Consider the following 25,916-nt stretch of genomic DNA (forward strand, 5'->3'; position numbering starts at 1 on the left):
ATGGGTACGGTCAGGCCGCCGATGGACGGTCTACCGCGCCACGCACGGCGAAGACGCCGAGCAGGCTGGTATCGAGCCCGATGCGCAGGCGGCACCATAGCGCGATGGCGATCTGCGCCACGATGCGGGCGCCCATATTGGCGGCAGCGGCACCGACGATGCCGTAGATGGGGATGACGAGGAATTGCACGAGAAACCCCAGTGCCATGATGGTGCCAAAGATTGCCACGTAAGCGCGTTCATGGCCGGTCATCATCATGACGATCTTGGACGGGCCGGTGGCGGCGTCGAACAGCAGGCCGAAGGACAGCAGTACCAGCACCAGTGTGCCCTCGGCATAGTAGGCGCCGAACAGCGATAGGATCAGGTCGCCCCAGCCGACAAAAATCGCGAAGATCACCAGTGAGAAAACGAAGCCTGCCACTGAAGCCAGCGCCGTGATGGCCTGGGCCTTGCGCATCTGGCCAGCATGGAAATGCTGCGCCACCATGGGGGCGATCACCAGTTCGATGGCGAAGGTGAACAGCGTCATCAGCCCGGCGGTGCGGAAGGCGTTGAAATAGATGCCCGAGCTTTCGAGGTCGAGCATCAGTCCGACGAGGATCACATCGGCATTGAGCGCCGCAGTCTCGATCAGGGCGCCGAGCATGAGCCAGCGGCTGATGCCGCCCCATTGCTGCCAATAGCGGCGAACCGGCCACAGGCTCGGCGTCAGCACATATTTGCCGGCCATGGAGCGCCAGAACTGCAGCGCCAGCATGCCGGACAGCAAAGCCGCCGACAGCACCAGCGCGTCTGGCCCGCTCAGCACCACGCCAAAGGCAAACAGGATCAGTACGACGCCCGGGAGAGCCAACCGCCACAGAATATCGCGCGGTACCAGTGCGGTCCACAACGAGCCTTGAGCCCGCAGAGCCGAAGAATTGTATTCCGCCATGGCCATCGGCAGCACCAGAAACGCCGCGCCGTAGAAGTGGTTTGCGGTGTCGTCGAAGCTGGCGAATTGCAGGGTGATGAGCACCGCGGCGCAAAGGGCGAGGGCGATAACGAGGCTGGCGAGGATGGTCAGCATCGAGCCGGCGCGGACTGCCTTGATGGCTTCTGCCGCCCGCCCGGCAACGGCTTCCTGTGACCACAGGCGGAGGATGGCCATGGGTTGGCCTACGCCTGCGCCGATTGCCAGCACGGTTGCCAGCGCCAGCCCAAAGGCAAAGCGTCCGTATTCGTCGGGCGACATGGTGCGTGAGAGCACCACATAGGTGACATAGGTCAGGCCTGCGGTGGCGAGCTTGATGCCAAGCGATGCCACCGAGCGACGAAGCCCCGACTGTAGCAGCGCCGAAAGGTCGGAAGGAATCTTGAACCGCATAAAGGCCTCGAAGTCGGGGCTGCAGCCGCGACCCCGACAATTTGCCATGCCAATCTCAAGAAGGTCTTACTTCTGTGGGGTCGGCGAGATTACGAATTTGTAACCTCGACGCGAGTTTAGTGCCGGAAATGGCGCATTCCGGTCATCACCATGGCGATGCCGGCAGCATCGGCGGCGGCGATCACCTCATCATCCCGCATCGAGCCACCTGGCTGGATCACGGCAGTGGCACCTGCGGCGACCAGCGCTTCCAGACCATCGGCGAAGGGGAAGAAGGCATCCGAGGCAGCGACCGACCCTTGCGTGAGCGGGCCCTCGATGCCGGCAGCCTTGGCGGCGTCGATCGACTTGCGGTGGGCAGTGAGGGCCGAATCGACGCGGCTCATCTGGCCGGCGCCGATGCCGACGGTGGCGCCTTGCTTGACATAGACGATGGCGTTGGACTTGACGTGCTTGGCGACTTTAGCGGCAAGCCGCAGGTCGGCCATTTCAGCTTCGGTCGGCTGGCGCTTGGTGACGACCTTGAGTTCGCAGTCATCGACGTTGCGGTTGTCGCGCGACTGTACCAGCAAGCCACCGGCGACGGACTTGACGACGAGCCCATCGGCCTTGGCATCGGCGAGGCCGCCGGTCAGCAGCAGGCGCAGATTTTTCTTGGCGGCGATGATGTCCTGGGCTTCCTGCGTCGCCGACGGGGCCACGATCACCTCGGTGAATACCTTGACGATTTCGGTGGCGGTGGCGGCGTCGATCTCGCGATTGGTGGCGACAATGCCGCCGAAAGCCGAGACGGGATCGGTGCGCAGAGCGTTCTGGTAGGCGGTCAGCAGGTCGCCTGCTACGGACACGCCGCAGGGATTGGCGTGCTTGATGATGGCAACGGCGGCAACGTCGCTGGCGTCGAACTCGGAGACCAGCTCGAAAGCGGCGTCGGTGTCGTTGATATTGTTGTAGCTCAGGGTCTTGCCCTGGACCTGGGTGGCGGTGGCGACGCCGCGGCGATTATCGCCATTGGCGTAGAAGCCGGCCCACTGATGCGGGTTCTCGCCATAGCGCATGACTTCGCGCAGGGTGCCGGCAAAGCTGCGGTAGGGGATTTCGGGGTAGTCGATGGCCCTGGCGAACCAGCTCGAGATGGCGCTGTCATAGGCGGCGGTGCGGGCATAGGCCTTGGCGGCGAGCTTCTGGCGCAGTTCGAATGGGACGCCGCCGGTGTTGGCGATGGCTTCAAGGATCGCCGGATAATCGGCCGGGTCGACCACCACGGTCACATAGGCGTGATTTTTGGCCGCAGAGCGGATCATCGCAGGGCCGCCGATGTCGATATTTTCGATAATTTCGCCATAGCTCGCGCCGGACTCGACGGTCTTTTCGAAGGGGTAGAGGTTGACCGCGACAAGGTCGATGGCCGCGATGTCATGCTCGGCCATCGAGGCGGCGTGGACTGCGTTGTCGCGAACTGACAAAAGTCCGCCATGCACCTTGGGATGCAACGTCTTGACGCGGCCGTCCATCATCTCGGGGAAGCCGGTGAGGTCGGAGATCTCGCGCACCGGCAGGCCGGCATCGCTGATCAGCTTGTGGGTGCCGCCGGTCGATACCAGCTCGACGCCCGCTGACGAGAGCCCCTTGGCAAACTCGGCCATGCCCGACTTGTCGAATACCGAAAGCAGCGCCCGACCGACCTTGACCGTCTTGCCCATGAGATGTGTCTCGCCTGTGATTGGATTTGGCGCTCGCTAGCACGAAGCGAGGATGGAGCCAACCAAAAGCGCCAATACTCTCCATTCCAGGTGCGAAGCTTGATCGCCTTCTCCCCCTTGAGGGGAGGGAGGCCAAGAGCCGCAGGCTCAGCCCTGTTCGAGCGTGAAAATCCAGGCCACTTCAGCATCGGCGACCACGTCGGCTTCCAGCACCAGTTGGCGCGTCTTGTCGAAACCGACATAGGCGGACTGGCGCACGCTTTCCTCTTCGCGGAACTGCGCGCCTTCCCACAGGAAGCTCCAGACCGCGCCATTGGGCAGCACCAGCCGGAGGATGCCCTCGCCGCGATTGCGCCGTACCATGACGCCCGGCGCCAGATGGAAACGGATGGCCAGCAGGCCCGACGGCGTGCCCTTGGCGGCGGCGACCATGCGGTCCTGGCCGACGAGCGTAGTGCCTTGCGACAGCAGGGTAATGCGGCGCTCGATTTCGACACCGAAACGCTTGGCATAGCCGCTGCTGCTCAGGATCAGCAGATTGTCCGCCTTGTCGAGTGTGATGGCCGGGTTGCGCTGAGCCGGTGCGTCTTCAGCATCGATAGTCGGCGCGGAGTGGGCGATGCCCTGGCGAAATAACGCCTTGCTGTCGGGCAGGTCCGACGGCGCGGGGCCGCAGGAGCCCAGAATCAATTCGGTGCCATGGGAAAATTCGAAGCCAAGCGCGCTGGCATGCAGGTCGCTGGCGAGGCCGGGCGGTGGGGCAAGCCCAGAATCGGCGATCACCACGGCATTGCCGTCGCGCAGGATGCCGTAGCCGCCGAGCAGCATGGAGCGGCGCTTGCGGGTCGGGCCGTTGGCCTGGATAGCGATCAGCACGTCGTGCGGCAGTTGTCCGCAGCCGTTGAAATAGGCCGGCTCGCCGCTCGACAGGGTCAGCGCATCGAGGCTTTCATGCATGCGGTCGATCTGGGCCACCAGCTCATTGCCGGCCTCCGATTTCACCGCCGCCGCGATGTGGCGGACGCTGACCAGTTCGACCAGCAACTGAAGTTGCAGTCTTGGATTGCGTGACAGGTGCAGGCCGTCGTTGTCGAGCTGGCTGGCGAGCAGGGCATTCAGCCGTTCGACGCGGGAGGGCACGTCAGTCTTGTCGTCCTGCTCGCAGAATTCGGCGCCGAGCAGAGCAATGCCGGCAAACAGGGCTTCGGCCGGATCGCTGGTCAGCGGCGCCCGGACCTTGAGGCTCTGGATCTGCGTGCCGAGCACACGCTGGATGGTGCGGGCTTCGGCGGCATTGGCGCCGTCGAGCAACAGCGGCAGGTGCCGCAGCCAGTTGATAACGCGTTGCGCGGTCAGGGCCGGCGCCCAGGTATCGTGCTGGAACTGGGCTTCATGGCCGATCCAGTCGAGCACCAGCATGCGGGCAAAGCGGCGCTCGCCACTGTCACGCACGTCGCGGAAATGCCGCAGCCAGGAAAAGCCGTGCAGGTTCAGCCACCAGTCGACATGGCTGACTTCGAGCGTAAACGGCGAGGCGCCGTTGGTCTCGATCAGCTTGCTGGCCAACAGATAGCGTCCGGCCATCATGTCGCGCACCGCTTCGCGATCGGCAGGGCGGAGTTCGGGCAGCTCGCCGCCAAAAGCATCGTCAGCCAGCCCGCGCCAGGTCCAGCGCAGGATGGGCAGCGTCACCGTCGCATCGGCGATACCGAGCGCGAACTTGCGCAAGCCGTGGGGCAGGTGCGGCGCCATCAGCGCATTCGCTCCTGCCGCGCGGCGTGTGCCAGCACTGCCTTGTGTCTGCCCGTCACCGGTTGCGTCCTCACTGGCCCTTATGGGCGCTTCTTTTTCAGCGGCGACGGAAGCGAGCCACGAAGAACCCGTCCATGCCGCCTTCATTGCCGCCCGGTTTCATGCCGGGATGGGTGCGCACCAGACCCTTTGCGGTCACGGCGCTTTCCAGGCCCGGCAATTCATCGGCAGTCACCGGCCAAAGTTCGAGGCCGGGCAGTGTTCCTAGCGCCCATTCGACCTGCTCTTCGCCCTCGGCGGGCTCAAGCGAGCAGACGCAGTAAACCAGCACACCGCCCACATCAAGACAACGGAAAGCATTGGTAATCAACGCTTTCTGCAGACGCACGCGGCCTGCAACGTCGCCGACCGAGCGATGCCAGATCACTTCGGGATGGCGGCGGAAGGTGCCAGTGGCCGAGCAGGGCGCATCGAGCAGCACGCCGTCATAGGGAGAATTGGGCGCGAAGGTGCCCGCATCGCCGACGATGATTTCGGCGCTGTAGTCGAGACGTTTGAGGTTTTCCTTGAGCCGTTCCATGCGGTTGGCGTCGGCATCGAGTGCCGTGACCATGTAGCCGGCCTTGAGCAATTGCGCAGTCTTGCCACCGGGCGCGGCGCAGAGATCGAGCACGCGGCCGCCGGCTTTTGCGCCTAACAAGCGCGCCGGAATGGCCGAGGCCGCATCCTGTACCCACCAGCGGCCCTCGGCAAAGCCGGGCAGGGCATCGACCGGCCGGTCGCGCTGATCGACGCGGACCGTGTCGGCGACGAGCTTTTCGGCGCCAAGCTGGCCGATCAGTTCCGCGTCGTCGTCTTTCAGCGTCAGGTCGAGCGGCGCGCCGGCCAGCAGGGCGCTGGAAAAGCCGTTGATGGCCTCTTCGCCATAGGCCTCGAGCCAGGTGTCGCCAAAGGTGTCGGGGATCAGCATATCGTCTTCGAGCATGCCGAACTTGGCCGAGTTGGCCTGGGCCGATCGCAGCACCGCATTGATCAGGCCGGACAGATGTCGCGCCTTGGGGTCGCGCTTGACGGCTTCGACGGCGAGGAACAGCGCGCTATGGGCGCCGAGATCGGGCAGGAACACCAGTTGAGCCAGCGATAGCCGCAGGACCGCTTCAAAGGTGCCGGACCTGCCGGGCATTCCCTTGTCGAGCAGCGAATGAATGATGAAATTGAGCTGGCCCTGCCGGCGCAATGCCGTGGTGATCAGCCGGTTGGCCAGCGCGCGGTCGCGCCCATCCACCAGTTCCTTGGCGGTCAGCGGCACGAAGTTGTCGCCGGCCAGCACGGACTTCAGCCGTTCTGCAGCGACGAGACGGAGCTTGAGACCCGCCGGATCAGGTTTGTTATGCGCCACGCTTGTTCTTTATCCCCATGGACCGCGTTGTCCGCCGTCCTCGTCGGTTTGTCCGACGGTCGGCACGCGCCAGCCGCCGCCGATATCACGGCCGGTCGAAACCGGTTGCGGGCGAGGCTGAGGCCTGCGGCCCTTATCGTCCACATGCATGCTCGCTGCAAGCTTGCGCAGCGCTTCGATGCGATTGCCGGTGTCGGGATGGGTGGAAAACAGGTTATCCATGCGCTGCCCGGACAGGGGATTGATGATGTACATATGCGCCATGGCCGGGTTGCGCTCGGCCGCGACATTGACCTGACGGCCGGCCTGACCAGCAATCTTTTGCAACGCAGAGGCCAGCGCCAGCGGGTCGCCAGAAATCTCGGCGCCGTGCTTGTCGGCCTCGTATTCGCGGGTCCGGCTCACCGCCATCTGCACCACCATGGCGGCGACCGGCGCGAGAAAAACCATCAGTAAAGAACCGATCCCGCCCAGCGGATTGTTGCGATTATTGCCACCGCCGAAGAACAGGCCGAACTGCGCCAGCGCCGAAATCGCACCGGCAAAAGTCGCGGTAATGGTCATGGTCAGCGTATCGCGGTTCCGGATGTGAGCCAGCTCATGGGCAATCACGGCCGCCACTTCGTGCGTTTCCAGATGCTTCAGCAGGCCTGCGGACACAGCCACCGCAGCATTCTGCGGATTGCGGCCGGTGGCGAAGGCGTTGGGCTGCTCGGACTGGATCAGATAGACTTTCGGCGTCGGAATGCCGGCCTTGCGCGACAGGATATCGACCATATCGTACAATTCGGGTACGCGGCTGCGCTCGACAGGCACGGCATTCTGCATGCGCAGCACCAGCTTGTCGGAGTTCCAGTAGCCGAACAGATTGGTCACCAGCGCAAAGCCGAACGCCAGCACCATGCCGCCGGTGCCGCCGATAAAATAGCCAACTGTCATGAACAGCGCGGTCAGCGCCGCCAGAAGAACCGTGGTGCGAAAAGCATTGAACATCATCAGCCCTTGGGTTCGTGTTGCTGAGTAATTATGTTGTGTGTCCAAGGGTTGCATGCAAGCGGCATGAGCAAAACGTAATGCGGACAGAGCGATGAGCGACGAAGAGATTGTGGATGAGGCGCCCCGGCCGCCGTTGAGCGAAGCCGCCAAGCGCGCGCTGGCCGAGGCCAGGGCCCGGCGCGCCGACATCGACGCCAAGGGGGCGTTAGCGCAAAAGGAAGAGGGCGGTCGCGGTGGCCTGGAGCCAGGGCGCTATGGCGACTGGGAGATCAAGGGCCTGACCAGCGACTTTTGAGGGCCTCGTTGTGGCCGGCTAGGGACCGTCCCAGCCGCCGGCTTTTCCCTCGGGTCAAGCCCGAGGGAGAAAGAGGTGGGTTAGCCGACGATATCGGCCAGGCTGAACCCCGCTGCCGAGGCCGCCACGGTCATGACGACGGCGATGATCGCCGCAATCAGGGCATACTCGACCGGCGTTACCCCAGTATCATCGCGCAGAAATCTGGTCAGGATCTTGAACATGGGGACAGCCTCTACGCGGGTACAATGGCACGTCTGTGGCAGAGATCGGCTGAACCGAAGCTGAACGCTTAGCTGCGGGCGGCGAGGATGGCGGGCAGCAACTGGCTTTCGATGGTCTGCGGCGACAGCGGTCCGACGAATTTGTAGGTGACTACCCCTTCGGCATCGACCACGAAGGTTTCCGGCACGCCATAGACACCCCAGTCGATCGAGACACGGCGATCGCGGTCCATGCCGACGGCGTCATAGGGATTGCCGAGTTCGGCGAGGAACGCCCGGGCGTTCTCGGGCGCGTCTGACTGGTTGATGCCGAACAGCCTTACGCCGGTTTCAGCCTTTAGCGCTTCGAGCAGCGGGTGCTCGTCGCGGCAGGGAATGCACCAGCTGGCAAAGACATTGACGACGGTCACCTCGCCCTTGAGTGCGGCGGTATCGAAGCCGGGCACGCCGAGCTCGGGCACTTCGGCCATGGTGAAGGTGGGGGCTGGCTTGTCGATCAGCACGGAACGAACAAGCCCCGGATCGCGGTTCATGGACATGGCAAAAACCGCGACCAGCACGACGAGGGCGATCAGCGGCAGGCCGAACAACACATAGCGCATCAGGCGGCGCGACGCGCTTCGAGGGCGGCGAGCTTTCCGGCAGTGGTTCGCGCGTCATACAGTGTCCAGCCGATCAGACCGGCGACGCCGATAGCGACCCCGATATAGGCCCAGACGATGAACACGGCGTGGGGTCCGAGATCGATCATGCGCGATCTCCCTGCGCCATGCGGCGCTGCAGGCCGATGACCCGACGGCGCTTGACCTCGGTGTGCATGGCCTTGAGCTGCAGCGTGATGAAAAGGAATGTGAACGCGAAAAACATCACGAACAATGGCGTGAGAATAGAGCCCGGCATGCGCGGGCCATCAGCGCGGAACACGCTGGCGGGCTGATGCAAGGTGCTCCACCAGTCGACCGAGAATTTTATGATGGGGATGTTGATGGCGCCGACCAAGGTAAAGACTGCGATGACGCGGGCGGCGCGGAGCTGGTCGTCAAAGGCCCGCCACAGGGCGATCAGCCCGAGGTAGATGAACAGCAGGACCAGCGTCGAGGTCATGCGTCCATCCCATTCCCAGAAGGTGCCCCAGGTCGGCCGGCCCCAGAGCGAGCCGGTGAACAGCGCCAGCGCCGTGAACAGCGCGCCCAAGGGAGCAGCAGCCTTCATCGAGACGTCGGCCATCGGATGGCGCCAGACCAGTGTGCCGACCGCCGAGACGGTCATGACGCCATAGACGAACTGGCTGAGCCAGGCATTGGGCACGTGGACATACATGATGCGCACGGTGTCGCCCATCTGGTAGTCCTGCGGCGAATTAAAGAAGGCGAAGTAGAGCCCGACGACGAACAGCACTGCAGTCACAATCACCAGCGGCCACAGCAGGGGCTTGGTCCAGATGACGAATTGCCCCGGATTGGCGATCCGGTTCCACCAGTTCAGCTTGGGCGCGGTTTCAATGCTCATGACTTCAGTAGACCTCATCCTGAGCCTGTCGAAGGACGAGGGCGTGGCACACGGCCTGCACTCGCCCGACCTCCTGGTTCGACAAGCTCACCATGAGGTCTCGGGGAATAGTCATTCCCTAATCTTCGGCCGAGCTTATCGCAAGCGCCGCGGCAAAGGGAGCCAAGGCAACCGCCATGAGGCTCAATGCCGCAAGAAACAGCATGGCGGCGCTGGATTGGGTGGCGGTGATGCTGCCGGTGCCGAAGATCAGCACGGGGATCGACAGCGGCGCGATCAGGATCGGCGCGATAAGCCCGCCACGCCGGATACTTACGGTTACCGCGGCTCCGATGGCGCCAAAGGCGGCCAAAGCCGGGGTGCCGAGCAGTAGCGAGAGGATCGTCCGCCACAGGGCCTCACCCTCCATCGACAGCAGCACGGCGAGGAAGGGACTGGCGATGATCAGCGGCACGGCCGAGACCAGCCAGTGCACGATCAATTTTGCGGCAATGACCATGCTGAGCGGCAGTTCGGACTGACGCAGCAGGATCAGCGAGCCGTCGTCATGGTCCGGGCGAAACAACCGGTCGAGCCCAAGCAACATGGCGAGGAAGGCCGCGATCCACACAATGCCCGGCGCGATACGAGCCAGCAAAGCCCGGTCCGGTCCCACGGCAAAGGGCACGATGGCGCCGACGATGACGAAAAACAGCACGAGCGTCAGCACGTCGCCGCCGCCGCGCAGGGCAAGGCGCAGCTCGCGGGCCAGCATGGCTCGCAAGATCGTCATGGCTGTTGTCCCATCACGAGCGTTTCCATGCGCGCCAAATCGGGCAGGGTGATCGGATCATGCGTCGCCGCAATGAAGAGCCCGCCCATGTCGAGATGGCGGTCGAGCAGCCGCGTCACCAGCTCATGGCCCTCGCTATCGAGCGCCGCGGTGGGTTCGTCGAGCAACCACAGCGGGCGATGGCTGACCAGTAGCCGCGCCAGTGCCAACCGCCGCGATTGGCCCGCCGATAAATAGCCGGCATCGAGATCGGCGAGATGGCCGAGCCCGACTTCATCGAGGGCTGCCTTGGCCGGACTGCCGGTCGCGCCGTTCACTTCGGCCCAGAAGGCCAGGTTTTCCTGCACCGTGAGGCGTGGCTTGATGGCATTGCGGTGGCCGCAATAATGCAGCACGCGCTCGTCTTCACCGGCACCTGCGATGGCAAAGCTTCCGTCCAGCGGCGCGATAATCCCGGCCAGCGTCAGCAGCAAGGTGGTCTTGCCGCCGCCATTGGGCCCGCGCAGCAACAGGCACTGCCCGGCAGTGACTGAAAAACTCACATTGGCGCCCAGCGCCATGCCGCCGCGACCCCAGCTCAGGCCGGTAGCGCGCAGGGTCAGCGGGGGAAAGAGGTGCCGTACGGTCATGACCCCTTCTCGTATTGAACGACATGTCGGGCTGGCAAGCCCAATCGTCTTTCTCTATAACCCGTAATAGTTTGGAGTCATTCCAGCAAAGGCAGCGCTGTTGAGCGGTTTCCGGGGCTTTAACCTCGGGCCGGCGCGCCTGCCGAAACGATATGTTAGGGCGGAAACCATGACCTCGGTAAACAGCTTCAAGTCGAAATCGACCCTTACGGTCGGCGACAAGACCTACACCTATTATTCCATCGCCGAAGCCGAAAAGAACGGCCTCAAGGGCGTCTCGGCCCTGCCGTCGTCGATGAAAGTGGTGCTGGAAAACCTGCTGCGCTTCGAAGACAACCGCACCGTCACCAAGGCCGATATCGAGGCCGTGGCGACCTGGCTCGCGACGCGCACCTCCGAGCATGAAATTTCCTACCGCCCGGCCCGCGTGCTGATGCAGGATTTTACCGGCGTTCCGGCCGTGGTCGATCTGGCGGCAATGCGCGATGCGACCGCCAAGCTCGGTGCCGATCCGCAGAAGATCAACCCGCTGGTTCCCGTCGATCTGGTGATCGATCACTCGGTGATGGTCGACAGCTTCGGCTCGCCGACCTCATTTGGCCAAAACGTCGAACTTGAATACGAGCGCAACGGCGAGCGCTATGAGTTCCTGCGCTGGGGCCAGTCGGCTTTCGATAATTTCCGTGTCGTGCCTCCCGGCACCGGCATCTGCCACCAGGTGAACCTGGAATACCTGGCCCAGACCGTCTGGATCAAGGAAGAGGACGGCGAAACCGTCGCCTATCCCGACACGCTGGTCGGCACCGATTCGCACACCACCATGGTCAACGGCATGGCCGTGCTCGGCTGGGGCGTCGGCGGCATCGAGGCAGAGGCTGCCATGCTCGGCCAGCCGGTCACCATGATGATCCCCGAAGTCGTCGGCTTCAAGATGACCGGCCGCATCAACGAAGGCATCACTGCCACCGATCTGGTGCTGACCGTCACCGAAATGCTGCGCAAGAAGGGCGTCGTCGGCAAGTTCGTCGAATTCTACGGCCCGGGTCTCGACTATCTCAGCCTCGAAGACCAGGCGACCATTGCCAATATGGCGCCGGAATATGGCGCCACCTGCGGCTATTTCCCGGTCGACAGCGACACGCTGAAGTATCTGACCACGTCAGGTCGCGATCCGCAGCGCGTGGCATTGGTCGAAGCCTATTCCAAGGCGCAGGGCATGTTCCGCGAGACCACCTCGTCGGACCCGGTGTTCACCTCGACGCTCGAGCTTGATCTCACCACCGTCGTGCCGTCCATCTCGGGCCCGAAGCGTCCGCAGGACCGTATTGTGCTCGATCAGGCCAAGTCCAAGTTCGCCGAACTGCTGCCCAAGGAATTCGGCAAGACCGATGACCCGCACATCCAGGTCGATGGCCAGGATTATACGCTGACCCATGGCGACGTCGTCGTTGCCGCCATCACCTCCTGCACCAATACCTCCAATCCGTCGGTGCTGGTCGCGGCTGGTCTGCTCGCCCGCAAGGCCCGCGCCCTTGGCCTCAATAGCAAACCCTGGGTCAAGACTTCGCTGGCGCCCGGCTCGCAGGTGGTCACCGACTATCTCGACAGCGCCGGCCTGTCGGAAGACCTCGATGCGCTGGGCTTCAACCTCGTCGGTTATGGCTGCACCACCTGCATCGGCAATTCCGGCCCGTTGCCAGCCGAAATCTCCAAGGCCGTGCAGGTCGGCGATCTGGTCGCCACCTCGGTGCTCTCGGGCAACCGCAATTTCGAAGGCCGCATCAATCCGGACGTGAAGGCAAACTTCCTCGCCTCGCCGCCGCTGGTGGTGGCTTACGCCCTGGCCGGTTCGGTCAAGATCGACATCACCACCGAGCCGCTGGGCATCGGCAGCAATGGCCAGCCGGTCTATCTCAAGGACATCTGGCCAACCAACCACGAGATTGCCGAGATCGTGCGCAAGCATGTGACCAAGGAAATGTTCCAGGGTCGCTACTCCGACGTGTTCAAGGGCGACAAGCATTGGCAGGGCATCGCCATCGAGGGTGGCGAGACCTATGGCTGGAATTCCAGCTCGACCTATGTGCAGAACCCGCCTTATTTCGAAGGCATGTCCATGGAACCCAAGCCGGTGACCAATGTCGCCGGCGCCAAGGTCCTCGCCCTGTTCCTCGATTCCATCACCACCGACCACATTTCCCCGGCCGGTTCGTTCAAGGCCTCGACGCCCGCCGGCAAGTATCTCGAAGAGCGCCAGGTTGCGCCGCGCGATTTCAACTCCTACGGCGCCCGTCGCGGCAACCATGAAGTGATGATGCGCGGCACCTTTGCCAATATCCGGATCAAGAACCAGATGCTGCCGGGCGTCGAAGGCGGCTACACCAAGGGCCCCGATGGGTCGCAGATGGCAATCTACGATGCCGCCATGGCCTATCAGGAAGCCGGCACGCCGCTGGTGATCTTTGCAGGCAAGGAATATGGCACGGGTTCTTCGCGTGACTGGGCCGCCAAGGGCACCAACCTGCTCGGCGTGCGCGCCGTGGTCGCGCAGTCGTTCGAGCGTATCCACCGTTCGAACCTCGTCGGCATGGGCGTCATTCCGCTGCAGTTTGCCGATGGCGAGAGCTGGCAGACGCTGGGTCTCGATGGTTCCGAAACCATCGACATCGAAGGCGTCACCGAAATCGCACCGCGCGCCAAGGTTACCGTCAAGATCACCAAGGCCGATGGCACTGTGACCAGCATCGAAACCCTGTGCCGCATCGATACCGCCAACGAGCTCGACTACTACAAGCACGGCGGCATCCTGCACTACGTGCTGCGCAGCCTCGTCGCAGCGTAGGCTTTCGTATAATTCGAATGCAAATGGCGGTCCCTCGGGCCGCCATTTTTGTTTGTTCAGTGCCAAGGAGGAAACCCGTGCGGATGAGGGCTTCGGGGTAACCACAACACGGCCAATTTTCCCTCTCACCCTCTTTTGACTGGCGGGGGTGCATTGGCCCGGCCTACAACTCTGGCCATGACGCATAGACTTCTTATTTCAGCCTCGCTTGGCCTCGTCGCACTCGCCGTTTTGGGCCTGCCGGCCAGTGCAGATTCGGTGTCCCGCCCTAAGGCGGTGGTCGAATTGTTCACCAGCCAGGGCTGTGCTTCGTGCCCGCCGGCCGACGCTCTGCTGACCAGCCTCGCCGAGCAGAATGACGTCGTGGCCCTGGCCTATCACGTCGATTATTGGGATTATGTGGGCTGGGAAGATACCTTTGGTGCCGAAGCCTATTCGGACCGCCAGCGGGCCTATGCCAAGAGCTGGGGTTCGTCGCGCATCTATACGCCGCAGATGGTGGTCAATGGCGCCAAGGGCGTCGTCGGCTCCAAGCGCAATGAGGTGCATGGCGCGCTCGATCACTCCAGCCTGCCGCTCTCTGTCGATATTGAGCACGAGGGCGATATGCTCAAGATTGCCATTCCCCCCAACGCCGGCCTCGACAATGCCGTGGTGTGGATGGTGACCTATCTCAAGCGGGCAGACGTCGGCATCGAAAAAGGCGAGAATGCCGGCAAGTCGATGATCTACACCCAGGTGGTGACCGGCCAGCAGGTGCTCGGCATGTGGGAGAGTGACACGGGCGCCAGTCTCAAGCTGCCGCTGCCCGAAACGTTGAGCGGAGCCAATAACGGCGTCGCGGTTATCGTGCAGCAGGAGCACGACGGGCTGCCCGGCAATATCCTCGGCGCGGCCACCTTCGAGCGCTGAACAAAAAAATCCCGTCCTTGGGGGCAAGGACGGGATAAGCTGACTGGTCAACTAATAGGACGGCTGGCACCCAGGCTTCTGGGTTTGGGGGCTCTGTGGGCCCAGATGCCAGCCACTGGAGGCAATAACCACAGACTGATCTCGCAATCGGGCGCGTTCAGGGACAAAGTGTGACGAAAATGGGGTTTTTCGACTTTTGTCTGTCAGCCCTTGCGCCGCCGGCGGATTCCCGCAATCATGACAGTGGTTTGACCAGATAAGGCGACGCGAACGGTGCAAAGCCGCACACCGAATGACAGAAACGTCAATTTCGCGCTGGTGCAGGGCGGAAACGCAACCGCGAGTCCGGCGCCTGGCAAGGTCACCGCCGTGGTGGCGTTCGACCGCAAGGAATTGTCGCTGATCCTGAACGTCTATGGCCGCAAGGTAAGCCAGGGCGAATGGCGCGACTATGCGATGGACTTCCTGCGCGAGCGGGCGATGTTTTCCATTTATGCCCGCGTCTCCGAGCGGCCGCTCTATATCGTTGAAAAGACCCCCAAGCTGCGCAACCGTCAGGGACAATATGCTGTTACCAACCAGGAGGGACGCATCCTGAAGCGGGGCCATGATCTGGCTCTGGTGCTGCGGGTGCTGGACCCTCAACTGGCCGTAGTAGGGTCGTGATGCGAGTTTTTGCCGGAATGGTAGCCTTAGCTATGATCGCCTCTCCTGCTCTGGCACAGGACTGGGGCACCGATTTCAATATGGGCACGTTTGCCGCAGGCGGGGGCAGCCCGGCCAACGGCTACCTGAACCTCGAATGTGCCGGCGAAGGCAGCGGCTTTGATTTCGCCGGCCAGCCATTCATCGCCCTTACGGTGATTGATGGGGAACAGCTCGACAAGAAATCCTTGCCCGATGAGATTACTTTTTGGGTCGATGACGAGCAAAGCTACCTGCTGCCGATGAGCATCGAGGAGGGCAGCACCACACGGCTAGTCTATGACTATAGCGCCGACACGGTCGAGCAAGCACGCGGGCTGGTCGAGGCCATGCGGCAAGGAAGCATCGTCACGGCAAAAGCCGACGAAAACGTCATCGCGTCGCTTGATCTGGAAGGCTCTAACGATACGCTGGAACTGGTCGAGGACTGCATCGCGCCTTAGGGCGCGGCGCGTCTATAGCGCCAGTTGCAGGTGCACGATGTCGTGCCAGCGGTCGAACTTGTAGCCTACCGCCTCGTAACGTCCGACATGGCGGAAGCCGAACTTCTCATGGATGACGATGGAGTTGGTGGTCTCAGCCGTGATCACCGCGATCATCTGCTTGAAGCCGAAAGCCTTCGATTGAGCCAGCAATTCCGTGAGTAGTGCCTTGCCAATGCCGCGACCCTTGGCGTCGGGATGCAGGTAGATCGAATCCTCGCAGGTGAAGCGGTAGGCAGCGCGCGGGCGATAGAAGCTGGCATAGGCATAGCCCACCAGTTTGCCAGCGATTTCGGCGACGATCAGCGGATGGCCAAGCTCGAGCAAGTGCCCGAACTTTTCCGCCATGGCCGGCTCGCCCGGCATCTCGGTGTCGAAGGTAATCGCCGTGTGTTCCACATAGTGATTGTAGATGGCGGTGATGGCGGGCACGTCGGCCCAGCGGAACGAGCGAAGCGTAAAGTCTGACACGACAAGAATCCGGCAAAAAGAAAGGACCGCAGCCTTTGTAGGCCACGGTCCGATTTGTCGTCCAACCAATTATGGCTGTGCTTACTCGCGATTACCGAACAGGCGCAGCATCATCATGAACAGGTTGATGAAGTCGAGGTAGAGGCTCAGCGCGCCCATGATGGATCCCTTGGCCAGCAGTTCGGTTCCGTGCGACTCCGAATAGCCTTCCTTGATCTTCTGCGTATCGTAGGCGGTGAGGCCGACGAAGATCAGCACGCCAACAGCCGAGATGGCAAACTCGAGCATCGACGACTGCATGAAGATGTTGACCACCGAGGCGATGATCAGGCCGATCAGGCCCATCATCAGGAACGAGCCCATGTTGGTCAGGTCACGCTTGGTGGTGTAGCCATAAAGGCTCATGGCACCGAAGGTCGCGGCGGTGATGAAGAACACCTTGGCAATCGAGGCGTCGGTGTAAACCAGGAAGATCGAGCTCAGCGACAGGCCCATGATGGCCGCAAAGCCCCAGAAGGTAGCCTGTGCGGCGGGTACGGAGAGCTTGTTGATGCCAAAGCTCAGCACCAGCACGAAAGCCAGCGGAGCCAGCATCACGACCCACTGCAGCGGGCTGGTATAGAGCAGGGCGCCCCACTGGGTGACGAGCTGGCCATTGGCAAGCTGGCCCACGGCGGCGTCAGGATTGGTGGTGATGGCGGCAGCGGCGGCGAAATACGCAGCGACGCCGGTCACTACCAGGCCAATACCCATGTAATTGTAGACGCGCAGCATGTAGCTACGCAGGCCCTCGTCCACAGCCGCGGCCGAGCCGGCCCGCGCACCGAGGGTCTGACGGTCAAATTCAGCCATAGTCGGTTTCCTTTCCCAATTGAAAAGCGGTCTTTGATACCGCCGGTGGGCATTGGTATGCCACTTGATGAAACAATATGGATTGAGGACTGGAGGTTTACAAGACTTCATGCCGAAGTGCGACGAATGGGCTGGTCGCACAAACCCGTTATGCTAGGCTCCAAAAGCGAATCGTGTTCCAGATCCTAGCAAGAGGAGGGCCCATGCCCCGGCTCTTTACCGGCCTCGAAATTCCGGCCGATATCGGATTTGCGCTATCGCTGAAGCGTGGCGGTTTGACTGGCGCGCGCTGGATCGACCCGGAAAACTACCACATTACATTGCGCTTTATCGGTGATGTCGATCACCATACGGCCAATGACGTTGCGGAAAGTCTCGATCGGCTGTCCAACTCGATCCGCTTTGACGTGAAGCTGACGCATCTGGGCACGTTCGGTGGCGACAAGCCGCGAGCGCTTTATGCAGGCGTCGAGCCCAGCGAGCAGCTGACCCGCCTGCAGGCGGCGCAGGAGCGGGTGTTGCAGCGGGCCGGCCTGATGCCCGAAGGCCGCAAGTTCGTTCCCCATGTCTCGTTGGCCCGGCTGCGTGGCGGCAGTGCCATGGAGGTTGCCCGTTTCATGACCGAGGCGGGCCGCTTTGAACCAATGAGCTTTCCAGTTGGGCGCTTCGTGCTGTTCTCGAGCAAGGATTCGGTGGGCGGTGGGCCCTATGTGGTGGAACAGAGCTATCCGCTCGCCGCTTGATCACAGTCACGCCAATGTTAGCCTATTGTTAACCCAGCCGGCTCAAACCGGTCACAAGAGCCGCGTTCCGTCAAATTGCCGCCGCGATTGAGCAGCAATTGATGCAAATGCGTTTGGACGTGGCGGCGTTTGACACCTTGGTAATCATGTTCTGGGCAAAGTTGGCGGGCAGCTTCCCAGGATGGGGAACACTTCAAGAATGAGGACGATTTGGCGATGACGACGAAAACCGGTGGCCTGGTACTTGGTCTGGCGGTCGGCGCGATCATGGCTCTGGCTCCTGCTGCCCAGGCGCAGCAGGCAACAGAGCTGGGCACTTTCAATGCCTGGACCGCGTGGCAGGCAACTGATGCTTCGGGTGCGATCTGTTACGTGTCGGCGACGCCGGGGGCGAGCGAGCCTTCAGGCGCTAACCGCGATCCGATCCACTTCATGATCATCCACCGCAAGGGGATGGGCACCAAGAACGAGGTGCAGACCATCATCGGTTACCCGTTCAACACCACGAGCCCCGGTGCTAGCGCCAGCATCGACGGCAAGGCCTATCCCATGGTCACCGAAGGTTCGGCCGCATGGCTGGCCTCGACGGGTGACGAGAGCGGGTTCGTTGCGGCCTTCAGGGGCGGCAGCAACCTGGTTATCAAGGGCACCAGCCAGCGCGGCACCAATACCAGCGATACTTATTCGCTGTCGGGCGCCACGGCTGCGGTCAACGCGATCGACGCTGCCTGCAAGTAATTTCGGGTTGCCCGCAGCGGGCAGTCCACCCTATCTGGGTAAAGGGTCTCTGGCCCTTTGCCGTTTTTGCTGATGAGGTCCTGATGCTCAAGTCCGCCATGGCGCTTGCCCTGATCGCCAGCCTTGCCCTCACTGCCAATGCCAGTGCCCAGCAGGTGCGGATCCTGGATGAAAATCGCTCCTGGACCAGCTACGCAGCCGACGACACTGCCGGTAAGGTGTGCTTTGCGATGACCAAGCCGGAAAGCATCACGCCGACGCCGGATGGCTACAGCCAAGGCTATATCTACATCACCAATCGCCCGAGCGAGAATGTCGAAAGCGAGTTTAATCTCGTTGCCGGCTTCGTGTTCCAGCCCGACAGCATGGCGACGATCAGCGTTGGCGGCCAAGTGTTCAACCTGTTCACCCAGAACGACGCCGCTTGGCTCGACGATTCCAGCCAGTCCACGGCACTGGCCAGCGCCATCCGCGCTGGTTCGTCCATGGTGGTCGAAGGCACGACTGCGGCCGGCATCAAGGTGACGCAGAACTATTCGCTCTCGGGCGCCACGGCCGCCCAGCAATCCATCGGCGCCGAGTGCTGATGTGGCCAACAAGCTGGTCCGCAACGAGCAGCGAAAACTAAGTGCTACTTACTTCAACGGTGCCGCTTTGGCCGTCATGGGTGTCGGCGGCTTCACGCTGATAGTCGCGATCGCACAGTCGGCCCAGCCCGCGCCGGCAGCTTTCGTGGTGGTGGTGAGTTGTATGTGGGCAAGGGCAAGCCTACATTGGCCGGCAAGGCGCTTGTTGAAAGGGTTGGAAGAATGAACGAGTTCGCATTGCTTTCGCTCTACGGGGATTTTTCGCAGGGCTGGCGGCCGTGGTGGTCTTTGTCCTCTATATCAACCCGCACTCCGGCCTAAGTACCCCGCAGCAGGCGAATAGCTGCCCCACGGGCGGGTGACTTTGCCTAAACCGTCCCCATATGCTATTGGCCGCGCCAATCCCGCATTTTCCGGACCTTACGCACGCCATGAGCATTGCGCTGAACCTTGACCATTCGTCGGCTATCCGCCCAGCAGCGGCCAGCCGTCCTTCGCTGATCGGTCTCAGCAAGCCGCAGCTCGCCGAAGCGCTGGGCAGTGCCGGCATTGCCACCGACAAGGATGCGCGCATGCGGGCCAGCCAGTTGTGGAACTGGCTCTATGTCTATGGCATCACCGATTTCGACAAGATGACCAATATTACCAAGCCGGTGCGTCAGGTGCTGGCCGACACGTTCATTCTGGATCGGCCGGAAATCGTCTCGGAGCAGATTTCGAGCGACGGTACGCGAAAGTGGTTGTTTCGTTTCCGCGACCCGGCCAACCCCAATTTTCCGCCGGTCGAAGTCGAAACCGTCTACATTCCCGAGCAGGATCGCGGCACGCTTTGTGTCTCTTCACAGGTTGGCTGCACGCTGACCTGCTCGTTCTGCCATACCGGCACGCAGAAACTGGTGCGGAACCTGACGGCGGGCGAAATCCTCGGCCAGGTGCTGATGGCGCGTGAACGTCTGGGCGATTTCCCGGGCGGTTCGCGCCCCGATGACGGTGGCCTCGTGCCATCCGACGGCAGCCGTGCCATCACCAATATGGTGATGATGGGCATGGGCGAGCCGCTGTATAATTACGAAGCCGTCAAGCAGGCCTTGCTAATTGCTTCGGCCGGCGACGGCATGAGCCTTTCCAAGCGCCGCATCACGCTGTCGACCTCGGGCGTGGTGCCGTTCATCGAGCCGACGGGCCGCGAAATCGACGTCATGTTGGCGATTTCGCTGCATGCGACCAACAATGACCTGCGGGACGTTTTGGTGCCGATCAACAAGAAGTGGCCAATCGAGCAACTTCTCGAAGCCTGCCGCACCTATCCCGGCGTTTCCAATTCCCGCCGCATCACCTTCGAATATGTGATGCTGGACGGCATTAATGACAGCGACGCAGATGCGCGCGAACTGGTGCGTCTGCTGGCCAATATTCCGGCCAAGATCAACCTGATTCCGTTCAATCCGTGGCCGGGCGCCAATTACGGCACCTCCCCTTCGAGCCGGATCGAGCGCTTCGCCGATATCGTCAACAAGGCCGGCTATGCCAGCCCGGTCCGCACCCCGCGTGGCCGCGATATCTTCGCCGCCTGCGGCCAGCTCAAGAGCGAAAGCGAACGCCTGAGCAAGAAAGACCGCGACGCACTGGCTGGCGTCTAGGCGCTAATCGCGGGTGATGACCCAGATGGCGTGGATCAGGCCGGGGAAGTAGCCCAGCAAGGTTAGCAGGATATTGAGCCAGAATTGCAGGCCTAGTCCGACCTGCAGGAAAACGCCGACCGGCGGAATGATCACCGACAGGATAATACGCAGTACGTCCATGGATTTTGCCCCTTCGTTAACGGAGCAAAACAGGAAAGGACGGAAATCGTTCCTACTTGCGGCCTTCGGCGAACAAGATCGTCGCCGCAAAAGCCATGAACACTGCTGCAAAGCTCCAGCTCAGCGCTTTGCTCACCCAGGCATTGTCGCGCAGGGTGGTGGTCAGCCATTCGGCGAACAGTACCGTGGCGATGACGACCGGCAGCGAGATGATGATGAACTCGACGCCGAGGAAGAGGAGCTTGCTAAGCGCGGCGGGGTCGTCGGCCGAGATGAACTGCGGCAAGAAGGTCACGAAGAACAACGCGACCTTGGGGTTGGTGAGATTGATCGCCAGGCCTGTGAGGTAGCTCTGGAACAGGCTCGGCTGTTTGCCTGCCGCGCGGGTGACCAGAATGCCGCCGCCCGAGCGGATGGCCTGGATGGCGAGCCAGACCAGATATAGCGCGCCGACGATCTTGAGCGCCCAGAAGGCGGCCGGGGCGGCCACGATCAGCACCGAAATGCCAAAGGCCACTAGAGCTGTGTGAACCGCAATGCCGGTACTGGTGCCGAGGATGGCGGCAAAGCCGTGTGTGCGGCCAAAATTCATGGTGCGCGAGACGAATAGCGCCATATCAGGCCCCGGCGTCACGGCGAGCACCAACCCGGCCATAGCGAAGGTCAAGACGACGGAGAGGTCGGGGACGAAAGTTGGCACGGCGACCTCAACAATTTTGCCGGTGACAATTGCACCAAAGGCCAGTCCTGAATAGGGTGCGCCGGACTTTCCGGGCCGCTGCGCCCCATAGCAAATGCGTGAACCATTCCATGGCAAAAGACATCAAGAAGGTCGTGCTGGCCTATTCCGGCGGGCTCGATACCTCGATCATCCTCAAGTGGCTGCAGGAGACCTATGATTGCGAGGTGGTGACCTTCACCGCCGATCTAGGTCAGGGCGAAGAGCTCGAGCCGGCGCGCAAGAAGGCCGAAATGTTCGGCATCAAGGATATCCGCATCGAGGATCTGCGCGAGGAATTCGTGCGCGACTTCGTGTTCCCGATGTTCCGCGCCAATACGGTCTATGAGGGCCAGTATCTGCTTGGCACCTCGATCGCCCGCCCGCTGATTGCCAAGCGTCTGGTCGAGATCGCCCAGGAAGTCGGTGCCGATGCCATTTCGCATGGCGCGACCGGCAAGGGTAACGACCAGGTGCGTTTCGAGCTGACTGCCAATGCGCTCGATCCATCGATCAAGGTGATTGCGCCGTGGCGTGAATGGGACCTGCGCAGCCGTACGCAACTGCTGGAATATGCCGAGCGCCACCAGATCCCGATCTCCAAGGACAAGCGCGGCGAGGCGCCCTTTTCGGTCGACGCCAACCTGCTGCACACCTCGTCCGAGGGCATGGTACTGGAAGATCCCGCGGTGCCGGCGCCCGATTACATCGCCCAGCGCACCGTCGATCCGGAAAACGCTCCCAACGAGCCCGAAATTATCACCATCGGCTATCTGAAAGGCGATCCGGTTTCGGTCAACGGCGTCCAGCTGAGCCCCGCAGAACTGCTAACCAAGCTCAACGAGTTGGGCGGCAAGCATGGTGTCGGTCGGCTCGATCTGGTCGAAAATCGTTTCGTCGGCATGAAGTCGCGTGGGCTGTATGAGACCCCGGGCGGCGCCATCATGCTGGTGGCGCATCGCGGCATCGAATCGATCACGCTCGACCGCGGCGAGGCCCATCTCAAGGATGAGCTAATGCCCAAATATGCCGAGCTGATCTACAATGGCTTCTGGTTCTCGCCCGAGCGCGACATGTTGCAGGCGCTGATCGACAAGAGCCAGACCTATGTGACCGGCGAAGTCACCGTAAAACTTTACAAGGGCTCGGCCAGCGTCATCGCGCGGACGTCGCCGCATTCGCTGTATTCGATGGACCTGGTGACCTTCGAAGAGGGCGCAGTGGCCTATGACCACAAGGACGCGGAAGGCTTCATTCGCCTTAATGGCCTGCGTCTCAAGACCTGGGCTGCCCGCAACAAGAAGGCGCTCGTCTAAACTCATCCGGCTGTCAACTGCAAGGCCCGGATTATCCTCGACGGATAATTTGGGCCTTGTCATAATTGCGTCACAAGACCTGTCCTTCACAAGCAAACTTAATTCCCCATTAATGGGATCAATCTAGCTTTCACACAACGTCATGCAGAAGCGTTTAGACGAGGGGATTCGGCGGGTGCGAGCAGAAGACGCTGGCAGCTTGGGCGAGAAGGCTGAAGCGCTGCTGCTCGATGCTGCGCTGGAAAGCATTCCCTATGGCTTTTGCGTTTGGTCGCCGCAGTTCCGCCTGGTGATGTGGAACAAGAACTGGCGCGATATCTACGGTTTCTCGCTCGATGCGGTGTATCGCGGCATGAGCCTTGAAGAGGTCGTGCAGCTCAGCGACCGGCTCGGCAATCACCCCGACCAAAGCGCCCACGAATTCTACGAAACCTATACCGAAGAGCTGCTGGCCAATCGCAGTGGTGCCCGGACCAAGAACCAGGAAGTGGTGCATGGCGGGCGCACGGTCGAAACCGCCCATATCTATTCCGAGGCGCTGGGCTGGGTGGTGACCCATGAGGATATCAGCGACGAGATCGCCCGCACCGAAGTGGTGCAGAAGCGCAAGCTGGAGCTGGAACGCCAGAATATCCGGCTCGACGCGGCGGTCAACAATATCTCCCAGGGCCTCTGCATGATGGACGCCAAGGGCAGGTTGGTGATCTGCAACGAGCCCTATGCGCGCATCTACAATCTGCCGGCAAACCTCGTGAAACCCGGCACCATGCTGGAAGATATCCTGAGCCACCTGTTCGACATGGGCATGGAGGCGGGCGGCACGCGCGAGGAATATATCGAGTGGCGCCGCGACGTCATCGCGCGCCGCGAATATGGCAAAAATATCCACGAGCTCAACAACCGCACTGTTCTGATGCAGCATCATCCGATGAAGGATGGCGGTTGGGTTTCGACGCATGAGGACATTACCGAGCAGAAACAGAACGAGGCGCGCATCCGCCATCTGGCCCGCCATGACGCGCTGACCGACTTGCCCAACCGCATCGAATTTCTCGAGCAGATGGCCAAGACCGAAGCCGGCCTGTCGCGCGGCGAAATGGCGGCCGTGCTCTATATCGATCTCGATCACTTCAAGGCGGTCAACGATACGCTGGGCCATGCGGTGGGCGACGAAGTCATCAAGCAGGCCTCAGCCCGGCTTTGGGGCACGACGCGGGAAACCGACGTGCTGGCCCGGCTGGGTGGCGATGAATTCGCCCTGCTGATGCGGCCCATCGAGGATGCCGAGGTGGCCGCCCGTGTCGCCGACCGCATCATCAAGGCGATCGGCGCGCCAATGCATATCGGCGGCCAGCAGATCGAAATCGGCGCCAGCGTCGGTATTGCGGTGGGCCCGGGCGATGGGGTCAAGACCGATACTCTGGTCAAGAACGCCGATCTGGCGCTGTACAAGGCCAAGAGCGAAGGCCGCTCGACCTATCATTTCTTTGAAGCCGGCATGGATGCCGATCTGCAGCAGCGCCGCTCGATCGAAGCGGGCCTGCGCCTTGCCTTGCAGCGCAAGGAACTGCGCCTGATGTATCAGCCGCTGCTGGGCCTGGCTGAAAACCGGGTGACCTGTGTCGAGGCCCTGCTGCGCTGGGACCATGAGGGACGCACCATTTCGCCGACGGAATTCATCCCGATTGCCGAGGAGACCGGCCTGATCGTGGTGATTGGCGAGTGGGTGCTGCGCGAGGCCTGCAAGACGGCGACGAGCTGGCCGGGCGATGTCCGTGTCGCGGTCAACCTGTCGCCGATCCAGTTCAAGAGCCGCGATCTGCTGGGCCTCGTCAAGTCGGCGCTATCGGACGCGCGGCTGCCGCCGACCCGGCTCGAACTCGAAATCACCGAGTCGCTGCTGCTGGCCGATAATGATGCCAATCTCAAGGTGTTGCACGAGCTGCGCGCCATGGGTGTGCGCATTTCGATGGATGATTTCGGCACCGGCTATTCCTCGCTGAGCTACTTGCGCAGCTTCCCCTTCGACAAGATCAAGATCGATCGCTCCTTCATGCGCGACCTGACTGGCCGCGGCGACAGCCAGGCCATTATCAAGGCGGTGATCGGGCTGGGCCAGTCGCTGGGCATGTCGACTACCGCCGAAGGGGTCGAGACCGAAGAGCAGCTCGAAATGGTGCGCGCCCATGGGGCGTCCGAAGTACAGGGATTCCTGTTCTCGCCGCCCTTGCCGCCGGCTGCCCTCGCCAACCTGCTGCATTCGGAAGCAACCAAGCATCAGGTCGGTGACAAGAAAGCCTCGTAGCGCTCGCGAACGACGTCACGGGCCAAATAGTTTCTGCGTTGCGCCGAAATTTAATTCAGAAATATCCGAAACTCATGCGTTGGGGCTCCGTAGCTGCTTGCAGACGCAAAGCACACGGAGACTTCAATCATGAACGTTACGTCCAGCCTGTCACGGCGCCACCTGCTGAAGTGGAGCGGCGCCGCCGGCACCATTGCAGTGGCCGGAAGCCTTCTGCCCAATTTCGGTATTTCGGCTGCGCTTGGCGCCGAGCTAGGCGATGGCGACATCGGCGTGCTCAATTACGCCTATGCCCTCGAGCAGCTCGAAGCTGCATTCTATACACAGGTGCTCAAGACACCATTCAGCGAAATGCAGGTGAATGACCAGCGCATCCTGACCCAGATCCGCGACCATGAGATTGCCCACCGCGACTTCCTCAAGAAGGCGCTCGGTCGCAATGCTATTCCAGGCCTCGAAGTCGATTTCTCGGCTGTCGATTTCTCCAGCCGCGCCAGCGTGCTGGGCACTGCCGATGTGTTCGAAAACCTTGGCGTTGCTGCTTATAACGGCGCCGGCCAGCTGATCACCAATCCCGATTATCTCGTCGCTGCCGGCTCGATCGTTTCGATCGAAGCCCGTCACGCTGCAGCCATCGCCGATCTGCTGAAGCCGTTCAGCGCCGAAGCTGTCGGTCGCGGCAATGTCGATGGCAAGGGCCTCGATGGCGCGCTGCTGCCATCCAAGGTGCTGAAGGCCGCCGGGCCTTTCATCACCACCCCCGTCACCGCCGCAACCCTGCCGTAAGGAGAGCCA

28 protein-coding genes are annotated in these 25,916 nt (G+C 61.9%); 13 read left to right on the forward strand and 15 right to left on the reverse strand.

Annotation, left to right across the window (positions count from 1 at the left end):
• Positions 1–10: 10 nt before the first annotated feature.
• The 5 genes from WH91_RS18150 to htpX form a co-directional block, all read right to left on the reverse strand.
• Positions 11–1,369 (reverse strand): oligosaccharide flippase family protein, encoded by a 1,359-nt coding sequence (locus tag WH91_RS18150; RefSeq protein WP_074797181.1) that lies wholly within the window; start codon positions 1,367–1,369, stop codon positions 11–13.
• Positions 1,370–1,485: 116 nt separating this feature from the next.
• Positions 1,486–3,072: a bifunctional phosphoribosylaminoimidazolecarboxamide formyltransferase/IMP cyclohydrolase gene (gene purH / locus WH91_RS18155; RefSeq protein ID WP_046172424.1), complete on the reverse strand. Its 1,587-nt coding sequence runs from the start codon at positions 3,070–3,072 to the stop codon at positions 1,486–1,488.
• 147 nt (positions 3,073–3,219) lie between these two features.
• Positions 3,220–4,824 carry a heparinase II/III family protein gene (locus tag WH91_RS18160; protein ID WP_046172425.1) on the reverse strand — a complete coding sequence of 535 codons (1,605 nt, stop codon included), beginning with the start codon at positions 4,822–4,824 and terminating at the stop codon, positions 3,220–3,222.
• Between the two features lie 97 nt (positions 4,825–4,921).
• Entirely contained in the window at positions 4,922–6,223 is a 1,302-nt protein-coding gene (locus WH91_RS18165) for an RsmB/NOP family class I SAM-dependent RNA methyltransferase (protein ID WP_046172426.1), read from the reverse strand.
• A gap of 9 nt (positions 6,224–6,232) precedes the next feature.
• The gene (gene htpX, locus WH91_RS18170) at positions 6,233–7,216 is read right to left on the reverse strand and encodes a zinc metalloprotease HtpX (RefSeq protein WP_046172484.1); all 984 of its coding nucleotides are present in this window, start codon (positions 7,214–7,216) and stop codon (positions 6,233–6,235) included.
• Positions 7,217–7,310: 94 nt separating this feature from the next.
• Here htpX and WH91_RS18175 point away from each other — a divergent pair, with 94 nt between their 5' ends.
• Positions 7,311–7,514 carry a DUF1674 domain-containing protein gene (locus WH91_RS18175; protein ID WP_046172427.1) on the forward strand — a complete coding sequence of 68 codons (204 nt, stop codon included), beginning with the start codon at positions 7,311–7,313 and terminating at the stop codon, positions 7,512–7,514.
• Positions 7,515–7,594: 80 nt separating this feature from the next.
• On the opposite strand, the gene WH91_RS23675 is transcribed toward WH91_RS18175, so the two are convergent.
• The 6 genes from WH91_RS23675 to ccmA form a co-directional block, all read right to left on the reverse strand.
• A complete protein-coding gene (locus WH91_RS23675) occupies positions 7,595–7,738 on the reverse strand; it encodes a Flp family type IVb pilin (RefSeq protein ID WP_082102260.1) in 144 nt (47 codons plus the stop codon).
• Between the two features lie 68 nt (positions 7,739–7,806).
• The gene (locus WH91_RS18180; protein WP_046172428.1) at positions 7,807–8,340 is read right to left on the reverse strand and encodes a DsbE family thiol:disulfide interchange protein; all 534 of its coding nucleotides are present in this window, start codon (positions 8,338–8,340) and stop codon (positions 7,807–7,809) included.
• Entirely contained in the window at positions 8,340–8,489 is a 150-nt protein-coding gene (ccmD, locus tag WH91_RS23680) for a heme exporter protein CcmD (RefSeq protein ID WP_074797179.1), read from the reverse strand. The genes WH91_RS18180 and ccmD overlap by 1 nt, the downstream gene beginning before the upstream one ends.
• Positions 8,486–9,247 carry a heme ABC transporter permease gene (locus WH91_RS18185; protein ID WP_046172429.1) on the reverse strand — a complete coding sequence of 254 codons (762 nt, stop codon included), beginning with the start codon at positions 9,245–9,247 and terminating at the stop codon, positions 8,486–8,488. Before WH91_RS18185 ends, ccmD begins: the two co-directional genes overlap by 4 nt.
• 118 nt (positions 9,248–9,365) lie before the next feature.
• A complete protein-coding gene (ccmB, locus tag WH91_RS18190) occupies positions 9,366–10,019 on the reverse strand; it encodes a heme exporter protein CcmB (protein ID WP_052952946.1) in 654 nt (217 codons plus the stop codon).
• On the reverse strand, positions 10,016–10,648 hold the full coding sequence (gene ccmA / locus WH91_RS18195; protein ID WP_046172430.1) for a heme ABC exporter ATP-binding protein CcmA: 633 nt from the start codon (positions 10,646–10,648) through the stop codon (positions 10,016–10,018). The genes ccmB and ccmA overlap by 4 nt, the downstream gene beginning before the upstream one ends.
• Before the next feature lie 169 nt (positions 10,649–10,817).
• Here ccmA and acnA point away from each other — a divergent pair, with 169 nt between their 5' ends.
• The 4 genes from acnA to WH91_RS18215 all read left to right on the forward strand — a co-directional run bounded on the left by acnA (position 10,818) and on the right by WH91_RS18215 (position 15,550).
• Positions 10,818–13,490: an aconitate hydratase AcnA gene (gene acnA / locus WH91_RS18200; RefSeq protein WP_046172431.1), complete on the forward strand. Its 2,673-nt coding sequence runs from the start codon at positions 10,818–10,820 to the stop codon at positions 13,488–13,490.
• A gap of 177 nt (positions 13,491–13,667) precedes the next feature.
• Complete coding sequence (locus WH91_RS18205) at positions 13,668–14,402, forward strand: DUF1223 domain-containing protein (protein WP_046172432.1); 735 nt, start codon at positions 13,668–13,670, stop codon at positions 14,400–14,402.
• Between the two features lie 273 nt (positions 14,403–14,675).
• The gene (locus WH91_RS18210) at positions 14,676–15,068 is read left to right on the forward strand and encodes a DUF2794 domain-containing protein (protein WP_342028094.1); all 393 of its coding nucleotides are present in this window, start codon (positions 14,676–14,678) and stop codon (positions 15,066–15,068) included.
• An 80-nt stretch (positions 15,069–15,148) separates the two neighbouring features.
• Complete coding sequence (locus tag WH91_RS18215; protein ID WP_144408386.1) at positions 15,149–15,550, forward strand: hypothetical protein; 402 nt, start codon at positions 15,149–15,151, stop codon at positions 15,548–15,550.
• Positions 15,551–15,562: 12 nt separating this feature from the next.
• On the opposite strand, the gene WH91_RS18220 is transcribed toward WH91_RS18215, so the two are convergent.
• Together WH91_RS18220 and WH91_RS18225 are read right to left on the reverse strand one after the other, a co-directional pair.
• Positions 15,563–16,060, reverse strand: coding sequence for a GNAT family N-acetyltransferase (locus WH91_RS18220; protein ID WP_046172434.1), 498 nt, complete (start codon positions 16,058–16,060; stop codon positions 15,563–15,565).
• Positions 16,061–16,141: 81 nt separating this feature from the next.
• Positions 16,142–16,912 (reverse strand): Bax inhibitor-1/YccA family protein, encoded by a 771-nt coding sequence (locus WH91_RS18225; RefSeq protein WP_046172435.1) that lies wholly within the window; start codon positions 16,910–16,912, stop codon positions 16,142–16,144.
• Between the two features lie 203 nt (positions 16,913–17,115).
• Between WH91_RS18225 and thpR the strand changes: the two genes are divergently transcribed.
• The 5 genes from thpR to rlmN all read left to right on the forward strand — a co-directional run bounded on the left by thpR (position 17,116) and on the right by rlmN (position 20,620).
• Entirely contained in the window at positions 17,116–17,655 is a 540-nt protein-coding gene (gene thpR / locus WH91_RS18230; RefSeq protein ID WP_046172436.1) for an RNA 2',3'-cyclic phosphodiesterase, read from the forward strand.
• A 216-nt stretch (positions 17,656–17,871) separates the two neighbouring features.
• Positions 17,872–18,393: an invasion associated locus B family protein gene (locus tag WH91_RS18235; RefSeq protein WP_046172437.1), complete on the forward strand. Its 522-nt coding sequence runs from the start codon at positions 17,872–17,874 to the stop codon at positions 18,391–18,393.
• 83 nt (positions 18,394–18,476) lie between these two features.
• Positions 18,477–18,980: an invasion associated locus B family protein gene (locus WH91_RS18240; protein WP_052952947.1), complete on the forward strand. Its 504-nt coding sequence runs from the start codon at positions 18,477–18,479 to the stop codon at positions 18,978–18,980.
• A 1-nt stretch (position 18,981) separates the two neighbouring features.
• Complete coding sequence (locus tag WH91_RS18245; RefSeq protein WP_052952948.1) at positions 18,982–19,206, forward strand: hypothetical protein; 225 nt, start codon at positions 18,982–18,984, stop codon at positions 19,204–19,206.
• A 205-nt stretch (positions 19,207–19,411) separates the two neighbouring features.
• Positions 19,412–20,620, forward strand: coding sequence for a dual-specificity RNA methyltransferase RlmN (gene rlmN, locus WH91_RS18250; protein ID WP_046172489.1), 1,209 nt, complete (start codon positions 19,412–19,414; stop codon positions 20,618–20,620).
• Positions 20,621–20,623: 3 nt separating this feature from the next.
• Here the strand turns inward: rlmN and WH91_RS23685 are convergent, their stop codons facing one another.
• Positions 20,624–20,782 carry a YqaE/Pmp3 family membrane protein gene (locus WH91_RS23685; RefSeq protein ID WP_046172438.1) on the reverse strand — a complete coding sequence of 53 codons (159 nt, stop codon included), beginning with the start codon at positions 20,780–20,782 and terminating at the stop codon, positions 20,624–20,626.
• A 52-nt stretch (positions 20,783–20,834) separates the two neighbouring features.
• Positions 20,835–21,437: a LysE family translocator gene (locus WH91_RS18260; protein WP_046172490.1), complete on the reverse strand. Its 603-nt coding sequence runs from the start codon at positions 21,435–21,437 to the stop codon at positions 20,835–20,837.
• Between the two features lie 155 nt (positions 21,438–21,592).
• Between WH91_RS18260 and WH91_RS18265 the strand changes: the two genes are divergently transcribed.
• The 3 genes from WH91_RS18265 to WH91_RS18275 all read left to right on the forward strand — a co-directional run bounded on the left by WH91_RS18265 (position 21,593) and on the right by WH91_RS18275 (position 25,907).
• On the forward strand, positions 21,593–22,816 hold the full coding sequence (locus tag WH91_RS18265) for an argininosuccinate synthase (RefSeq protein ID WP_046172439.1): 1,224 nt from the start codon (positions 21,593–21,595) through the stop codon (positions 22,814–22,816).
• A 175-nt stretch (positions 22,817–22,991) separates the two neighbouring features.
• Positions 22,992–25,121, forward strand: a complete 2,130-nt coding sequence (locus WH91_RS18270; protein WP_046172440.1) for a putative bifunctional diguanylate cyclase/phosphodiesterase — start codon at positions 22,992–22,994, stop codon at positions 25,119–25,121.
• A 129-nt stretch (positions 25,122–25,250) separates the two neighbouring features.
• Complete coding sequence (locus WH91_RS18275; RefSeq protein ID WP_046172441.1) at positions 25,251–25,907, forward strand: ferritin-like domain-containing protein; 657 nt, start codon at positions 25,251–25,253, stop codon at positions 25,905–25,907.
• Positions 25,908–25,916: the final 9 nt, after the last annotated feature.

It is taken from the genome of Devosia psychrophila (assembly GCF_000971275.1).
In the GTDB taxonomy this organism is placed as follows: domain Bacteria; phylum Pseudomonadota; class Alphaproteobacteria; order Rhizobiales; family Devosiaceae; genus Devosia; species Devosia psychrophila.

Excerpts from the sequence above, each read along its gene's own strand:
- WH91_RS18150 (WP_074797181.1), bottom strand. The coding sequence starts at position 1,369 with ATGCGGTTCAAGATTCCTTCCGACCTTTCGGCGCTGCTACAGTCGGGG.
- purH (WP_046172424.1), bottom strand. The coding sequence starts at position 3,072 with ATGGGCAAGACGGTCAAGGTCGGTCGGGCGCTGCTTTCGGTATTCGAC.
- WH91_RS18160 (WP_046172425.1), bottom strand. The coding sequence starts at position 4,824 with ATGGCGCCGCACCTGCCCCACGGCTTGCGCAAGTTCGCGCTCGGTATC.
- htpX (WP_046172484.1), bottom strand. The coding sequence starts at position 7,216 with ATGTTCAATGCTTTTCGCACCACGGTTCTTCTGGCGGCGCTGACCGCG.
- WH91_RS18175 (WP_046172427.1), top strand. The coding sequence starts at position 7,311 with ATGAGCGACGAAGAGATTGTGGATGAGGCGCCCCGGCCGCCGTTGAGC.
- WH91_RS23675 (WP_082102260.1), bottom strand. The coding sequence starts at position 7,738 with ATGTTCAAGATCCTGACCAGATTTCTGCGCGATGATACTGGGGTAACG.
- WH91_RS18180 (WP_046172428.1), bottom strand. The coding sequence starts at position 8,340 with ATGCGCTATGTGTTGTTCGGCCTGCCGCTGATCGCCCTCGTCGTGCTG.
- ccmD (WP_074797179.1), bottom strand. The coding sequence starts at position 8,489 with ATGATCGATCTCGGACCCCACGCCGTGTTCATCGTCTGGGCCTATATC.
- WH91_RS18185 (WP_046172429.1), bottom strand. The coding sequence starts at position 9,247 with ATGAGCATTGAAACCGCGCCCAAGCTGAACTGGTGGAACCGGATCGCC.
- ccmB (WP_052952946.1), bottom strand. The coding sequence starts at position 10,019 with ATGACGATCTTGCGAGCCATGCTGGCCCGCGAGCTGCGCCTTGCCCTG.
- ccmA (WP_046172430.1), bottom strand. The coding sequence starts at position 10,648 with ATGACCGTACGGCACCTCTTTCCCCCGCTGACCCTGCGCGCTACCGGC.
- acnA (WP_046172431.1), top strand. The coding sequence starts at position 10,818 with ATGACCTCGGTAAACAGCTTCAAGTCGAAATCGACCCTTACGGTCGGC.
- WH91_RS18205 (WP_046172432.1), top strand. The coding sequence starts at position 13,668 with ATGACGCATAGACTTCTTATTTCAGCCTCGCTTGGCCTCGTCGCACTC.
- WH91_RS18215 (WP_144408386.1), top strand. The coding sequence starts at position 15,149 with ATGGGCACGTTTGCCGCAGGCGGGGGCAGCCCGGCCAACGGCTACCTG.
- WH91_RS18225 (WP_046172435.1), bottom strand. The coding sequence starts at position 16,912 with ATGGCTGAATTTGACCGTCAGACCCTCGGTGCGCGGGCCGGCTCGGCC.
- thpR (WP_046172436.1), top strand. The coding sequence starts at position 17,116 with ATGCCCCGGCTCTTTACCGGCCTCGAAATTCCGGCCGATATCGGATTT.
- WH91_RS18235 (WP_046172437.1), top strand. The coding sequence starts at position 17,872 with ATGACGACGAAAACCGGTGGCCTGGTACTTGGTCTGGCGGTCGGCGCG.
- WH91_RS18240 (WP_052952947.1), top strand. The coding sequence starts at position 18,477 with ATGCTCAAGTCCGCCATGGCGCTTGCCCTGATCGCCAGCCTTGCCCTC.
- rlmN (WP_046172489.1), top strand. The coding sequence starts at position 19,412 with ATGAGCATTGCGCTGAACCTTGACCATTCGTCGGCTATCCGCCCAGCA.
- WH91_RS23685 (WP_046172438.1), bottom strand. The coding sequence starts at position 20,782 with ATGGACGTACTGCGTATTATCCTGTCGGTGATCATTCCGCCGGTCGGC.
- WH91_RS18260 (WP_046172490.1), bottom strand. The coding sequence starts at position 21,437 with ATGGCCGGGTTGGTGCTCGCCGTGACGCCGGGGCCTGATATGGCGCTA.
- WH91_RS18265 (WP_046172439.1), top strand. The coding sequence starts at position 21,593 with ATGGCAAAAGACATCAAGAAGGTCGTGCTGGCCTATTCCGGCGGGCTC.
- WH91_RS18275 (WP_046172441.1), top strand. The coding sequence starts at position 25,251 with ATGAACGTTACGTCCAGCCTGTCACGGCGCCACCTGCTGAAGTGGAGC.